The following is a 13,713-nucleotide window of genomic DNA, read 5'->3' as shown; positions in this document are numbered from 1 at the left end:
GATTTTCATAGACAATCGGCTTTAAATCGTTTGACTAATCGCATTCAACGTTTGACGTAGCCAAACATTCGCAGCATCTTTATCTGCCAACTTGCTCCACAGCATAGAGACTGTCCAGGCTTCTGTTTCAATGGGCAGCTCAAATAGTTCTAGACTATGCGATCGCGCAAGCTGTACAGCAACACGGTAGGGCACAGTTGCCACTAAATCGCAGGCGGCAAGAATTGCCGGAAGTGCCAGCATATGGGGTGTGGTAATTGCCACCCGACGCTGGAGATGGCGCTGAGCCAAAAGTTCATCGATTTTACCTGTCGTGTCTCGCCGCAGTGTCACCAGGGCATGAGGTTGGCTCGCAAAGGTTTCCAGCGCCATTGTGCCACGGGCGATCGCCGGATGCCCCCGGCGGGCAATGCCGACAAAATGCTCTTGGAACAGAGCCATACTGTGGGTTTGATGGGGTAGGGTTGGAAACACCCCTAACGCCACATCAATAGCGCCTTGTTCTAGTAAATCACCCACGCTATCTTTCTCAAAACCAATCAGCCGAAAGTTGAGATACGGAGCCTGTTGACCACAAAACCCCAGCAGGGAGGGCAGCACAACCGAGCTAGTGTAATCAGAACTGCCGATCGCCAGCCGACGGGATGAGGTTTTAGAGTCAAAAACTTGACTGGTTTCAAGGGTCTGCCGAATCTGATTCAGAGCAGACACAATGCCTGAAGCAATCTCTAGGGCTTTGCTGGTCGGCTGCATCTCCCGACCCATCCGCATAAATAGCTCATCTTCAAACACCCCTCGCAATCGCCCCAATGCCGCACTCACCGCAGGCTGCCCCAAATGCAGTCGTTGGGCAGCAAGGGTGACGCTCCGTTCTTCTAGTAGAGCTTCAAAGGCAACCAGCAGGTTCAAGTCGATCGCGCTTAGATCAATCGATTTCATTGATTTTAACTATCTTAAAAATCAATTTGCTTAATTTATAGCCTACTGCTAAATTGCCAGTAGAAGCACATTTTGAAATGGAAATCATGACAAAACTGTTTGCGATCGTCGGTATGGGAGATGGCATGGGGCTAGCGATCGCCCGACGGTTTGCCCAAGAAGGGTTTGCGATCGCCATGATTGCCCGCAACGCCGCCAAGCTTGAAAGATTTCAGGCAACGCTTCAAGCCGAAGGATTTGAGGCTCATGCCTTTGCTGCTGATGCGGGTGAAGAAGCCTCTTTGCAATCTGCGTTTACATCCATTCAAGCCCAGTTAGGTAGTCCAGAAGTGATGGTTTACAACGTGGCTACACCCAAGATGGAGAAAATTCTGAACGAAACAATGGATACCTTGGCGATCGATTTCAAGATCAACGTTGCTGGAGCATTAGCCGCCACAAAAGCTGTATTGCCTGCCATGCAAGCCCAAAGGCAAGGGACAATTCTGTTCACAGGTGGCGGCTTTGCGATGTATCCCAGCTCAGATTTTGGTTCGCTTTCATTAGGCAAAGCCGGGATCAGAAGTCTTGCCAAAATGCTGGCTGAGGCATTGAAACCTGACGGCATCCACGTGGGCACCATCACGATTTGCGGCACCGTGAATCCTGAAGATCCCCAATATAGTCCCGGTCAGATCGCTGAACAGTATTGGGCTTTTCATACCAATCCCGACTCTGACTCAGAAATCGTTTACTAACTCACGACAGGGTAGTCCTCAAAAGGTAATGATTTTTTGTTGTAGGGGCAAAGCCCCTACAACAAAAAATCATTACCTGAACCCTATTACTCACGACAAAACCACAGCGTACTAACCATGACTGAAATTGAGAGCCAGAACTTAGCGATCGCCCGCACCTTTATTGAACAGTTCTTAGGCAAAGGCGACATTAGCATTGCCCCAGAAGTTTTAGATGAAAATGTGCAGGCGATAACAGGACTAAAGCCCGATGGCCCGATTAACGGACGGGAAGAGTATAAGCAGATCTTCAGTGCCTTCTATGACGCTTTTCCACCGATTCCGGGTTCAGAAATGCTCATTGAAGATCTGTTTGCCGCAGGCGATCGCGTAGTGGTTCGCTTTCGTTCCGTTCAGAAACACACAAAAGACTTTTTTGGCGTTGCGGCAACTCATCGGGATATCACCTTCATTGAAACCCATGTCATGCGCTTACGGGACGGCAAGATTGTCGAAAATGTGGTCAGCGCTACTAACCTAGAGTTTGAAATGTTGATGGCTCCTGTGCTGACACCATCGATTCTCAAATAGAGCTAAACTCAAGGTCTATCAAAGCATTTCTACTGCTGAACTTTATTATTTCGCTGCTTCTTTAATTGGGTAATCGACCGAGTCCTAATAAAGTTTTTTAGTGAGAACGTCTTGTCCGCGATTCAATGCGAACGAGACGTTTTATTTTAGCGAGCAGAGCGCGATGCAGATCCTCGCTTTAGGAGCGATCGCTCCCCCAATCAGGCAATTTTTCATAATTCAGTTAGAAAGGGCTTAACTTAGAAAGCGATTGTTCATGAGTCAGCGATCGCCCCTTTTTGCCTCACCTGAATCCAGCATAATTAAACCATAGAGTTAAGACCTAGAGTTTGGTGTTTGCCCATGACTCAAGAACTAGGACTCAAAAACTATGACTCAAGAACTGCTGAAAATCAAAAAAATCATTCCTGAGCTTGACATTAGCCCCCATGGTCATTGAGAGCAATACGCCCCTGGACAATTTTCAATCTGAAAAACAGCAGCTCTTGGTGGGGTCGTCCTCAAAATCTAATGATTTTTTATGGGGTGAGCAAAGCCTACCCCATAAAAAATCATTACATAAATACCAGTACCCTTGGTGAAACCGCTTTTGCACCTGTTTGCAAACTACGACCTAAGGATCAGTAATTTGTAGACAAGAAAGATATAATTCTCAGCTTAAATGCTCTAAGGCAGATGCTCTAAAGACAGCTCATTCACTAGACAGGTAGAAATGGATCATGGCAATTATTGCGCTAAAAGCTTGGTACATTCAGGAATATGAGCCAATTCGTGAATTAGAGAAACGTCCCCATGACCTTCGCCTAAGCAAAAATAGTTTGCTAAAGTCTGCTCTTAGGGCGGATTTTTTGGAAGACAGCGCAGAAGTTCGGGAGTCAGCCTGGTTTAAGCGCTATCTAGACGGAGAAACGGTCGAATTTTACATTGAGGGGAGCGGTGGCTACGCCATCTCCAATATTGATTTGATCAGCCATGAGCTGTACTTCACCAAGAAGGATGTCATGGCGCAGCTGGAGCCGACCATTTTCCTCTGCTACCAAACTGAATTTTTGGAGTCGAGCGATCTGTTGAGGGAGTCGATTCAGTCGGTGCTGGAGAGGCTGAACAAGCGATCGCGTCTGCCCATCACCCTAGAAGAATCCCATCGCCTCACCGAGGGACCTGTCCGACTCAACAGTACCCTCATGCGCAAAATCCGCAAGAGTCTACTGTTTGTTGCCGACGGTACGCCAATTTTGCAGATTGATGGCAGTCCACCACAGCCTGTCCCTAGCCCCAAAGTCTGTGTTGAGGTGGGGTATGCGCTGCACTGCAAGCGCACGGAGCAAATTTTGCTGGCTCACATGGAGCGATCGGACATCAACGGGCAGTTTTTGTTTGATGTGCCCAGTGGCAATCGCATTCAGTTTCGCGGCAAGACCGAGCTGAATAAGCTGCTGCCCCAGGCGATCGAAACTCAGCTTCAGCGGTTTAATTTGCTCTAGTTTAATTGGCTCTAAGGCTTGCTTTGGGAGCGTCTCCTAAACTGTTGGCTCAGCACATCCAGCCTTGAGCAGTGCCAGTAGTCGACATGCGCGCAAATCAACCCCTCAGAATTTAGCGTCAGTTCGCTCCAGCCTGGAATCTGAGTACGTGGCTTCCAGGGCAGCGGAGTTGTCCAGCTTAGCGTCCAGTCGGTGCGAATCTGGTCATCAGTTTGCTGGATGTCATGCAGATCGAGCTGCGGATCGATAAACCAGGTGTTAATGAACCCAATCATCTGACGGTAGCGATCGCACCCCCGAAATTCGTTCATCGGGTCTTTGAAGTAAACGTCCGACGCGTAAACGCCATAGGTCTGGTCTTGCGGAAATTTGCGGTAGTCTGCTTTCAGGATTTCTAGGATATCCATGAGCGATGATGTTGAGGTGGCATGACACCCCTGCACTCTAGCAAGAAGTATCGCTCTAATGCACATCACCCCGATACACACTACAGCCTTACGTCTTCACCCACAGCAAGATCTAAAAGCTGAACTGGAAGCCTTCGTCCAAACACAAGGAATTGAAGCCGCCTGCATTATCACCTGTGTTGGTAGCCTCACCCAAGCCGCGGTGCGGTTTGCGGGTCAGGCTGACGGCACTCTACTAGAAGGCAAATTCGAGATTGTGTCCTTAGCAGGCGTGATGTCGAGGCACGGGTCGCACTACCATATGGCGATCGCCGACTCTACTGGACGCACCCTAGGCGGACATGTAATGCCGGGATGCCTGATTTACACCACTGCCGAAATTATTATTGGCATTTTGCCCCACCTCAGCTTTTGGCGAGAACCTGACCCCATCACGACCTACCAAGAGCTGGCGATCGGCTTTATTGATCCCAAAGACCTTATTGATCCCAAAGAGTAGAGAACGCGATGTGCGACTCTTTTTCTAAAGCTCTTGATCTACGTGGGGCAGGCATCTTGCCTGCCTAGATTCGGACGGGCAAGATGCCCATCCTACAAGACTTTCAGACCAAGTTACACATCGCGTCATACCCTAACTGAGGATACCGGGATTCTGCCGATCGCTCAAACCTTAGCAAAATTCATCCGGCTCAAAAATGCCTTCAGCCGATCGCTCTTGGGCTGATCTAACACCTGTCGAGCCGCACCTTCTTCTTCCACCTGTCCCTGGTTGAGAAACAGCACCCGATGGGCAACCTCGCGGGCAAACTGCATCTCGTGGGTGACGATCGCCATGGTCATGCCTTCTTCGGCTAGCTGCTGCATCACGGCTAAGACTTCGCCCACTAATTCTGGATCGAGGGCGCTAGTGGGTTCATCAAACAGCATGATTTTGGGCTTCATACAGAGGGCACGGGCGATCGCCACCCGCTGTTTTTGCCCGCCGGAGAGCTGGTCTGGGTAAGCCTCCGCTTTTTCTGCCAAGCCGACTTTATCGAGAAAAAATCGCGCCATCCGAGAGCTTTCTTTAGCAGGTTGCCCCAAAACCTTCTGGGGAGCCAGCGTCAGATTATCCAGCACCGTCATGTGGGGAAACAGGTTGAACTGCTGAAACACCATGCCCACCTGAGCGCGCAACTGCCGGAGCTGCTGGAGAGAAAGGTCAGGATGCGACAAATCCATGCCGTTGACGATGAGCTGTCCACCATTAATTGCCTCCAGCCGATTGAAACACCGCAGCAGCGTACTTTTGCCGCATCCTGACGAGCCGATAATTGCCACCACTTCGCCTGACTGAATGGAGCCACTGATACCCTTCAAGACGCGCAGTTCTCCGTAGTTCTTTTCAAGCTGAGTGAATGCGATCGCGGGGTCAGAGGTCATGGCAGGAGAAGAATAGTAAGGAGTTCATTTAGTCTAAAGCTGATCGAGTATTCTAGAAGCCCTAGAGCCGATCGCTCTGCTAAAAATACCACAGGCTGTTGGAATTCCACAGGCTGCTGAAAAACTCCACAGGCTGCTGAAAAACTCCACAGAGTGTATGGAGAGCAACATTTATTGACTGACCTTTGTAAACTGACTCTATGTAAACTGGCTCTATGTAAGATGACTGCATAAACGCCTTTATGAGTTGATTATCGTAGGTTCACACCTTGATCCTTTCGGACAACAAACTTTGAGGAGAAAAGATTCAGCATGTTTAAAATGACGCGATCGCGCTTTTTGCGCCAACTGATTTTGGGATTACTCAGCCTCGGCTGTGTTGTCGTGTTTGCAGCCTGTGGTTCCCCCACACCAACGGCAGATACTTCAGCAGGCTCTCCGGCAGGTAGCTCTCCGACAGGCGTTGAAACCCTGAAAGTGGCGATCGATCCCACCTTTGCACCTTTCCAAAGTAAGGGAACAAGCGGCAGCTATGAAGGATTTGATATTGACCTGCTAAACGCCCTTTCCGAAGCGGCTGGGTTCAAAGCCGAACTTCAGCAGCTGCCGTTTGATGGCATTATCCCAGCACTGCAAGCCGGAACCGTGGATGCCACCATCAGCACCATGACCATTACTGCCGAGCGGGCAAAAACCGTCGATTTTTCGAGTCCGTACTTCAAGGCGGGTCTGGCGATCGCCGTACAGGACAGCAACACCGACATTACCTCTCTGGAATCCCTGAAGGGCAAAAAAGTCGCCGTGCAAATTGGCACCACGGGCGCAGACACAGCCAAAGCTGCAAGCCCCTCAGATCTACGTACATTTGACAGCGCTCCCCTAGCGCTACAAGAACTCGCTAATGGCAATGTCGATGCGGTCGTCAACGATGCGCCCGTAACGCTGTATGCCATCAAGAGCGGTAACATCAAGGGTCTGAAAGTGGTGGGGCAACTGCTCACCGAAGAATATTACGGCATGGCAACTCCCAAAGGTTCGCCCAATCTAGCAAAAATCAACTCCGGCTTAGCCACCATTATCAGCAACGGTAAGTACGCTGAAGTCTACGAAAAGTGGTTTAGCGGCACGCCGCCAACGCTTCCTGACAAAGCGCCCATTTGATTTTGAGTTTTGGATTTTGGATTGCATCTAAAATCCAAAATTGTCCTTACTTCCGTTCATCCTCTATTTTCTGACTGCCGTGCTGCAATCTTTCAATACTATTGTCGAAGCGCTCCCTAATCTTCTGCTAGGAGCGGGTGTGACGCTGCAACTGACGGCGATCGCCATTGTCATTGGCATGATTGCTGGGTCGCTCATTGGCATGGCTCGTCTATCCTCTTCGCGGCTCGTGAGGTTAGCAGCACGTTGCTATGTTGACTTTTTTCGGGGTACGCCGCTGCTGGTGCAAATTTTCATGATTTACTTTGGGTTGCCTGTGCTACTGCGAGAGGGCGGGCTAAAGTTTTCGCTGAGTCAATTTATGGCGGCGACCTTGGCACTGAGCCTCAATAGCGCTGCCTATATCGCCGAAATTGTTCGAGCGGGAATTCAGTCGATCGAGCTAGGGCAACGCGAAGCTTCTGAATCGCTGGGATTGGGAGCCGTTCAAACGATGCGATACGTCATTTTTCCGCAGGCTCTCCGACGCATGATTCCGCCCCTAGGGAACGAATTTATTTCGATGCTGAAAGACACCAGTTTAGTCGCCGTGATTGGGTTTGAGGAGCTGTTTCGTCGCGGTCAAATCATTGTTGCCAGCAACTATAAGGCATTTGAGATTTACTTCAGCGTGGCGATCGTCTACTTAGTGCTAACGCTGCTGTTTTCGCAGGTTTTTAGCTGGCTAGAGCGGTGGCTAAACCCGGTTGAGCAAGCGAAGAAAAAGGCGATCGCCCAGCCCCTAGCGGTACGCGATCAGTAATCTCAGCTCCAATCTCGGCTCTCAGCCAAATCTCACCTTCTATTCATTGCCGCATCACTTCTCTAACCCCTATTCCCCTTACAGTAGGAGCAGACCAGAAAGATCCTCACAATCCAACATCCTATGGGTTTTAATCCACAAGAGCTATTACAAAATTCCTTGGATTGGATTCAGGGGTTGGGTGCTGTTGGCGCGATCGCTTTCATGGCTCTCTATGCAGTGGCAACGATCGCCCTTGTCCCTGGCTCCGTGCTGACCTTGGGGGCAGGCGCTGTGTTTGGCGTACTTCAAGGAGCACTCTACGTTTTTGTGGGCGCGTGTTTGGGCGCGACGCTGGCTTTTTTAATTGGGCGTTACTGGGTTCGGGACTGGGTGGCTAGAAGGATTGCAGAGAATGCCAAATTCAAGGCGATCGATCAGGCGATCGGGCGTGAGGGCTTCAAAATCGTGCTGCTGACGCGGCTTTCACCCGTCTTCCCATTCACGCTGCTGAATTATGCCCTGGGGATCACAGGAGTTTCGCTGCGAGACTATATCCTGGGATTCGTGGGCATGATTCCTGGTACTCTCCTATACGTTTACTTAGGTTCTCTAGCGGGCAATTTGGCGGCGATCGGTTCCTCTACCCAGCCCGCTGCAATATGGGCGATTCGCGTCGTTGGCTTCATTGCCACTGTTACGGTCACGCTCTACGTCACGCGCATTGCCCGTAAGGCACTTGCCGCCATTCCCGATTCAGAGTCAACGTCTTAAGCTACTGCCCTAAGCTACAGCCCCAAGGAGCCGCATCCATGACCCGTTTTGACGTTCAATCTATCACTGTTGCGCCCATGGATGAGGCAAACCAAACCCTCATTGCCAATGTGCATCCACCGGATTGGGTAAACCCCACGCCGCAGGCTTTGTATGACTTGGTGGTGATTGGCGCAGGAACGGCAGGATTGGTCGTTGCCGCGGGAGCCGCAGGGTTAGGGCTAGGGCTAAAGGTGGCATTGGTCGAGCGGCACCTGATGGGGGGCGATTGCCTGAACGTTGGCTGCGTCCCCTCTAAGTGCATAATTCGCTCGGCACGGGCGGCAATTCCGCAAGACAGAGAGGCTTTGGGGGTGATGTCCGATCGCCCCCAAGTTGATTTCTCGGCCGTCATGGCAAGAATGCGCCGCATCAGAGCTGAAATTAGCCCTAATGACTCGGCTCAGCGGTTTCAAAAGCTGGGCGTAGATGTGTTTTTGGGTGACGGTTGCTTTGTAGACGGGCAAACCTTGCAGGTAGGGGAGACAGCCCTGCGCTTCAAAAAAGCCGTGATTGCGACGGGCGCGAGAGCTACTAAGCCAGCGATCGCCGGAATTGAAGCGGTAGGCTACCTGACCAACGAAACCGTCTTTTCTTTGACCGATCGCCCCAATCGGCTGGCGGTGATTGGCGGTGGTCCGATCGGCTGCGAACTGGCTCAAGCGTTCCAGCGGTTGGGCTGTCAGGTGGTGCTGTTTCACAAAAATGCGCAGTTGCTCAACAAAGAAGATTCGGAAGCCGCTGAGATTTTGCGACAGTCGCTAGTCCAAGACGGCGTTCGTGTGGTGCTGAATGCCGAGCTGCAACGGGTTGAGCAGACCCCTGAAGGCAAAATGATCCACCTGATAGCGGAGGGAAAAGTAGAGGCGATCGCCGTAGATGAAATCTTGGCAGGAGCCGGACGCGCCCCCAATGTTGAAGGACTCAACCTAGAGGCGATCGGCGTAGCCTATGACTCAAAGCACGGCGTTCAGGTCAATGACTATCTACAAACCAGCAACCCCAAAGTCTATGCCGCTGGCGATATTTGCATGGATTGGAAGTTTACCCATGCCGCCGATGCCGCCGCCCGGATTGTCATTAAGAACACGCTGTTTTCGCCCTTTGGGATCGGACGTTCTAAGCTCAGCAGTTTGGTGATGCCCTGGGTGACTTATACCGACCCGGAAATCGCTCATGTCGGTCTGTATGAGTCAGAAGCCCGCGATCGCAATATTGCCGTAGACACGATCAAGATTCCGTTTAAAACCGTCGATCGCGCCCTGATTGACCATGAGGCACAAGGCTTTCTCAAAATCCTGCACCAGCAAGGCTCCGACAAAATTCTGGGGGCAACGATCGTGGCTTCCCATGCGGGAGACATGATTAGTGAAATTACGACAGCGATCGTTCATAACATCGGGCTGAGTAAGCTCTCTAGCGTCATTCATCCCTACCCGACTCAGGCGGAAGCCATTAAGAAAGCTGCCGATGCCTATCGCCGTACTCTTTTGACTCCCCGAACCAAAGCGTTTCTGGGGATTTTGACCAAGCTGGCATAAAAGCAGTGAATAGGATTGAGAAGTAAACAAAACAGCTTGCCCTCCGCAGATCCCTACCCCTTTTCGCCCTATCCTAATCCACCCCACCTCACTGTCACAGCTTCTCCCCTTATGGCAATGAGAACACGATAAATTCAATACAATGTCACCTGCCATTCACAGATTTTCGCTAGATTAAGACTCATGGCATCGATTGCGCGCAAGAATTTATTTGAGGACATCCCTCGTCTGCTGGTGGCGCAGGCGGGGATCATGTTTGCCGTGAGTCTAGTGACCATTCAGACGGGCATTCTAAACGGATTTACGCGATCGACAGGCATTTTAATCGATCGCTCCGAAGCCGATATTTGGGTTGCCAACCAAGACATGGTGGGGCTGGAGCTGACGCTGCCCATCTCTGCTGCTTTCCTACAGCAAGCTCAGCAAATTGAGGGGGTGCAGCGAGCTGAGGCATTACTCTTGAGCGGTGGTACTTGGCGCAGCCCTCAAGGAAAAATCACTTCAGTGCGGCTATTTGGCTTTGATTCTGCTGGAACTCTGTTCAAGCCGTTTGAGGTAACGCAAGGCAATCTGGCTGAGCTAAAGCAGCCTTACACGGTGATCACGGATGCGACCAATCTGGACAGTTTAGATGTCACTCAAGTCGGCGAAGCAGCAACGATTGGGTCGCTTAGCGTCAAGCTTGTGGGATTAACCACAGATGTGCAGTCGATCGCCTCTGGCACTTTCCTCTTTAGCTCTCTGGAAAATGCTAAGGCGTATGCGACGGGCAACCGAACGGCAAACCTCAACTGTCGGATGCAAAACGAAGAATTTCAGTGCACCAATGTCTATCAGCAGTCGGCAGGTGCTAATCCTGCTTCACTTCAGCCCATGCCGCTGACCTCCACGGATGCCATCAGCTATGTCTTGATTCAAGCAGAGCCAGGTCAAGACCTTCAGGAACTCAAGCAAAAGCTAGAGGCGGCATTGCCCGATACTCGCGCCTACACTCGGAATGAGATGGCGGCACGAACGCGAAATTATTGGGTACAGCGCACTGGAATTGGCTTCATCTTGGGATTGGGGGCTACAGTCGGCATCATCGTCGGCATGGTAATTGTAGGGCAGATTCTCTATTCCTCAGTTGCCGATCACCTGAAGGAGTTCGCCACGCTCAAGGCAATGGGCGTACCCGATCGCGTCGTTTATGGCATCATCATCCAGCAGGCTTTGCTCATGTCGATCTTGGGCTATATCCCTAGTCTGGGACTTTGTATCGGTCTGGGAGCTTGGACATTTGCCACCCAGGGCATCACGATTTTGGTGACACCGATCGCGGCAGCAGGAATTTTTGGTATCACCGTTTTCATGTGTGTCGGCTCGGCTCTGTTCGCCATTCAAAAGGTGACTCGTGTTGATCCAGCGATCGTCTTTAAGTCTTGACGTGTGATGTGTTTAGATCCGATGAAGATGCAGCCCTTTTGCCTTCAGGTCGTTATCGCCAGCCTTGGTAAATGGAACAATTGTCTACAAAGAATTAAAAAGCCCTAGCAGATCAAACAGCGTAGAACAAAAAGCCAGTTTTTCCAGTCTAGGTATAGCGCCTCCAATTGCTTAGTCTCTAGTACCACCCCCGGTTACTCCATCCCAATACCCTTATCCATCGAACTGTAATCATGACTGCTACACCGATTAACTTTCAAATGAATTTGACTGCACCAGCGACTAAAGCGGCGGGTCAGGGCATGGAAGTGGCTGACTCCCTTAACGGAGCTAAGGCGATCGTGGCGCGGGGCGTGGAGATGGTGTTCCAGAATGGCGCGCAAAAATTTTACGGGCTAAAGGATATTAATCTGGACGTGAATCGGGGCGATATTCAGCTTTTGATGGGGCCTTCTGGTTCTGGTAAAACGACTCTGCTGTCGATACTAGGCGGCATTCTCACCCCTTCGGCTGGCAGCGTTTGCCTTCTAGGGCAAGATTTGACGCGCCTCAATCGGTCGCAGCTGGCGAACTTTCGTCTCCACAACATTGGGTTTATCTTTCAGGAGTTCAATCTATTTCCAGCGCTGTCTGTAGTGGAAAACGTCGAGATTGCCCTAGAGATGAAAGGCACCAAAGGCAAGGCAGCTCGCCGGGAAGCCCTGCATCTCTTGGATCAGGTGGGTCTTGCCGATCGCGCCCAAAAGCACCCTCGCGATCTCTCAGGTGGGCAAAAGCAGCGAGTGGCGATCGCCCGTGCTCTGGCAGGAAATCCACAGATCATCATGGCAGACGAACCCACGGCTTCTCTAGATTCTCAGAGTGGTCATGCGGTCATTAATCTACTGCGCAAGCTGGCAAAAGAGAGCGGACGCACGGTGCTGATGGTGACGCATGATCCCCGGATTATAGATGTTGCCGATCGCGTCACCTATCTAGAAGATGGCATGTTGCAAAATAGCTCTGCTGCTGTCACCCACCAGCTTTCTGCATAGAGATAAGCGGCGTTCTATCTATGAAATTATTTTGGGAGGTGTGCTCCGCACACCTCCCAAAATAATTTCACACCCGGATTAAAAAATGCTCTCTAATCTATAGCTGCCGCCAGTTTGCTTAGGGCATTTTGGGTGGGGAGCTTCGCTCCCCACCCAAAATGCCCCCGTCCTAGCCACCTTGGCGGTTAGCTATAGGCTACTTTTTGCCGTTCTGCGGGACTTCTGGAGTCGAGTCTACAATTCCAAAGACCTGATCAAAGACTTTGCCAACTTTGTATCCAGAATCGATCGACTCTAGGGGATCTTTGCGCAGACGATGACGTAGCGCCATCACAATTACCCGCTTAATATCCTCCACCGTCACCTCAGTGCGTCCGTCTAGTGCCGTCAGCGCTTTTGCCGTGCGGTTGGTAACAATGTCGCCGCGCAGCCCGTCTACGTCTAGCTCAGAGCAAACCTGCGAGATTTTGATCTTAAGGTCATGGTCGATCGTCACCGATCTGAGGCGTTCTTGTGCCCCAACTAGCCGCTGCTGCAATTCTTCCTGCTGAGGGCGATACTCCTCCAGAAAGGCTTCTGGCTCTTGGTCAAACTCCGATCGCTGTTCCACAATTTGCACCCGCAGCGCCGGATCTTTGACTGTACGAATCTCGGCATGAAGACCAAAGCGATCGAGCAACTGGGGTCTTAGCTCACCTTCTTCAGGGTTGCCCGAACCCACCAGGACAAACCGAGCCGGGTGGCGAATGGAAATGCCCTCGCGCTCCACAGTATTCCAGCCGGATGCGGCAGAGTCTAGCAGCACGTCCACCAAGTGATCGTCTAGCAGGTTGACCTCATCCACGTAGAGAATGCCGCGATTTGCCTGAGCCAGCAGCCCCGGCTCGAAGGCTTTCACCCCTTCAGATAAAGCTTTTTCAATGTCGATTGTGCCGCAGACGCGATCTTCAGTTGCCCCTAGAGGCAGGTCAATCATCGGCACTTTCTTTTGGATTAGCGCAATTGCTTCTCCAGACTCAATCCGCTGCTTCACCGCATCGCTCATGATGCTGGAGTCGCTGGGGTGGCTGTTAAAGGGATCGCCCGACACCACCTCAATAGCGGGCAACACATCTGCCAGAGCGCGAATCGTCGTGGATTTGCCCGTACCGCGATCGCCCATGATCATCACCCCACCAATTTTGGGATCAATCACGTTCAGCAATAGCGCCAGCTTCATTTCTTCTTGACCAACGATCGCCGTGAAGGGAAACACAGCACGACGAGCGACTTTGGGGGCGGCAACCGTAAGACTCACAGCTCTAAACCTAAAAATGCGAAAGAAACATCAAACACTGCTTCTCATTTTGACACAAGCCGGACGTTGCCACGAGCGAGTCGCGTTTTGAACAGCAGTTCT

At 51.2% G+C, this 13,713-nt stretch carries 14 protein-coding genes; 10 read left to right on the top strand and 4 right to left on the bottom strand.

The annotated features are described in order from the left end of the window. Positions 1–21: 21 nt before the first annotated feature. Positions 22–939, bottom strand: coding sequence for a LysR family transcriptional regulator (locus AC5JMP_RS11475; RefSeq protein WP_495851597.1), 918 nt, complete (start codon positions 937–939; stop codon positions 22–24). A gap of 86 nt (positions 940–1,025) precedes the next feature. Between AC5JMP_RS11475 and AC5JMP_RS11470 the strand changes: the two genes are divergently transcribed. The 3 genes from AC5JMP_RS11470 to AC5JMP_RS11460 all read left to right on the top strand — a co-directional run bounded on the left by AC5JMP_RS11470 (position 1,026) and on the right by AC5JMP_RS11460 (position 3,730). Then, positions 1,026–1,676, top strand: coding sequence for an SDR family NAD(P)-dependent oxidoreductase (locus tag AC5JMP_RS11470; RefSeq protein ID WP_495851596.1), 651 nt, complete (start codon positions 1,026–1,028; stop codon positions 1,674–1,676). Between the two features lie 117 nt (positions 1,677–1,793). Next, positions 1,794–2,246, top strand: coding sequence for an ester cyclase (locus AC5JMP_RS11465; RefSeq protein ID WP_495851595.1), 453 nt, complete (start codon positions 1,794–1,796; stop codon positions 2,244–2,246). 719 nt (positions 2,247–2,965) lie between these two features. Then, positions 2,966–3,730, top strand: coding sequence for a hypothetical protein (locus AC5JMP_RS11460; RefSeq protein ID WP_495851594.1), 765 nt, complete (start codon positions 2,966–2,968; stop codon positions 3,728–3,730). Between the two features lie 11 nt (positions 3,731–3,741). Here AC5JMP_RS11460 and AC5JMP_RS11455 read toward each other — a convergent pair whose 3' ends face one another. Further along, a complete protein-coding gene (locus AC5JMP_RS11455) occupies positions 3,742–4,137 on the bottom strand; it encodes a C6orf136 family protein (RefSeq protein ID WP_495851593.1) in 396 nt (131 codons plus the stop codon). A 58-nt stretch (positions 4,138–4,195) separates the two neighbouring features. Here AC5JMP_RS11455 and AC5JMP_RS11450 point away from each other — a divergent pair, with 58 nt between their 5' ends. Next, the gene (locus AC5JMP_RS11450; RefSeq protein ID WP_495851592.1) at positions 4,196–4,636 is read left to right on the top strand and encodes a PPC domain-containing DNA-binding protein; all 441 of its coding nucleotides are present in this window, start codon (positions 4,196–4,198) and stop codon (positions 4,634–4,636) included. A gap of 164 nt (positions 4,637–4,800) precedes the next feature. Here the strand turns inward: AC5JMP_RS11450 and AC5JMP_RS11445 are convergent, their stop codons facing one another. Next, the gene (locus AC5JMP_RS11445) at positions 4,801–5,559 is read right to left on the bottom strand and encodes an amino acid ABC transporter ATP-binding protein (RefSeq protein ID WP_495851591.1); all 759 of its coding nucleotides are present in this window, start codon (positions 5,557–5,559) and stop codon (positions 4,801–4,803) included. Between the two features lie 312 nt (positions 5,560–5,871). Here AC5JMP_RS11445 and AC5JMP_RS11440 point away from each other — a divergent pair, with 312 nt between their 5' ends. The 6 genes from AC5JMP_RS11440 (at position 5,872) to AC5JMP_RS11415 (ending at position 12,314) form a co-directional block, all read left to right on the top strand. Further along, the gene (locus tag AC5JMP_RS11440) at positions 5,872–6,720 is read left to right on the top strand and encodes a basic amino acid ABC transporter substrate-binding protein (protein WP_495851590.1); all 849 of its coding nucleotides are present in this window, start codon (positions 5,872–5,874) and stop codon (positions 6,718–6,720) included. 40 nt (positions 6,721–6,760) lie between these two features. Next, positions 6,761–7,522, top strand: coding sequence for an amino acid ABC transporter permease (locus tag AC5JMP_RS11435; protein WP_495851589.1), 762 nt, complete (start codon positions 6,761–6,763; stop codon positions 7,520–7,522). A 123-nt stretch (positions 7,523–7,645) separates the two neighbouring features. Then, on the top strand, positions 7,646–8,275 hold the full coding sequence (locus AC5JMP_RS11430) for a TVP38/TMEM64 family protein (RefSeq protein WP_495851588.1): 630 nt from the start codon (positions 7,646–7,648) through the stop codon (positions 8,273–8,275). Positions 8,276–8,313: 38 nt separating this feature from the next. Continuing rightward, entirely contained in the window at positions 8,314–9,855 is a 1,542-nt protein-coding gene (locus AC5JMP_RS11425; RefSeq protein WP_495851587.1) for a mercuric reductase, read from the top strand. A gap of 183 nt (positions 9,856–10,038) precedes the next feature. Beyond that, positions 10,039–11,280 (top strand): FtsX-like permease family protein, encoded by a 1,242-nt coding sequence (locus AC5JMP_RS11420; RefSeq protein WP_495851586.1) that lies wholly within the window; start codon positions 10,039–10,041, stop codon positions 11,278–11,280. 302 nt (positions 11,281–11,582) lie between these two features. Beyond that, the gene (locus AC5JMP_RS11415; RefSeq protein ID WP_495851725.1) at positions 11,583–12,314 is read left to right on the top strand and encodes an ABC transporter ATP-binding protein; all 732 of its coding nucleotides are present in this window, start codon (positions 11,583–11,585) and stop codon (positions 12,312–12,314) included. Positions 12,315–12,510: 196 nt separating this feature from the next. On the opposite strand, the gene bchI is transcribed toward AC5JMP_RS11415, so the two are convergent. Further along, positions 12,511–13,611 (bottom strand): magnesium chelatase ATPase subunit I, encoded by a 1,101-nt coding sequence (gene bchI, locus AC5JMP_RS11410; protein WP_495851585.1) that lies wholly within the window; start codon positions 13,609–13,611, stop codon positions 12,511–12,513. Positions 13,612–13,713: the final 102 nt, after the last annotated feature.

It is taken from the genome of Drouetiella sp., assembly GCF_059504425.1.
This window is presented reverse-complemented; position numbering and strand designations above follow the sequence as displayed.

What these genes read in the sequence shown, in the direction of transcription:
- AC5JMP_RS11470 (WP_495851596.1), top strand. Translation starts at nt 1,026, where the DNA reads ATGACAAAACTGTTTGCGATCGTCGGTATGGGAGATGGCATGGGGCTA.
- AC5JMP_RS11445 (WP_495851591.1), bottom strand. Translation starts at nt 5,559, where the DNA reads ATGACCTCTGACCCCGCGATCGCATTCACTCAGCTTGAAAAGAACTAC.
- AC5JMP_RS11425 (WP_495851587.1), top strand. Translation starts at nt 8,314, where the DNA reads ATGACCCGTTTTGACGTTCAATCTATCACTGTTGCGCCCATGGATGAG.
- AC5JMP_RS11420 (WP_495851586.1), top strand. Translation starts at nt 10,039, where the DNA reads ATGGCATCGATTGCGCGCAAGAATTTATTTGAGGACATCCCTCGTCTG.
- AC5JMP_RS11440 (WP_495851590.1), top strand. Translation starts at nt 5,872, where the DNA reads ATGTTTAAAATGACGCGATCGCGCTTTTTGCGCCAACTGATTTTGGGA.
- AC5JMP_RS11460 (WP_495851594.1), top strand. Translation starts at nt 2,966, where the DNA reads ATGGCAATTATTGCGCTAAAAGCTTGGTACATTCAGGAATATGAGCCA.
- AC5JMP_RS11455 (WP_495851593.1), bottom strand. Translation starts at nt 4,137, where the DNA reads ATGGATATCCTAGAAATCCTGAAAGCAGACTACCGCAAATTTCCGCAA.
- AC5JMP_RS11430 (WP_495851588.1), top strand. Translation starts at nt 7,646, where the DNA reads ATGGGTTTTAATCCACAAGAGCTATTACAAAATTCCTTGGATTGGATT.
- AC5JMP_RS11465 (WP_495851595.1), top strand. Translation starts at nt 1,794, where the DNA reads ATGACTGAAATTGAGAGCCAGAACTTAGCGATCGCCCGCACCTTTATT.
- AC5JMP_RS11415 (WP_495851725.1), top strand. Translation starts at nt 11,583, where the DNA reads ATGGAAGTGGCTGACTCCCTTAACGGAGCTAAGGCGATCGTGGCGCGG.
- AC5JMP_RS11475 (WP_495851597.1), bottom strand. Translation starts at nt 939, where the DNA reads ATGAAATCGATTGATCTAAGCGCGATCGACTTGAACCTGCTGGTTGCC.
- AC5JMP_RS11450 (WP_495851592.1), top strand. Translation starts at nt 4,196, where the DNA reads ATGCACATCACCCCGATACACACTACAGCCTTACGTCTTCACCCACAG.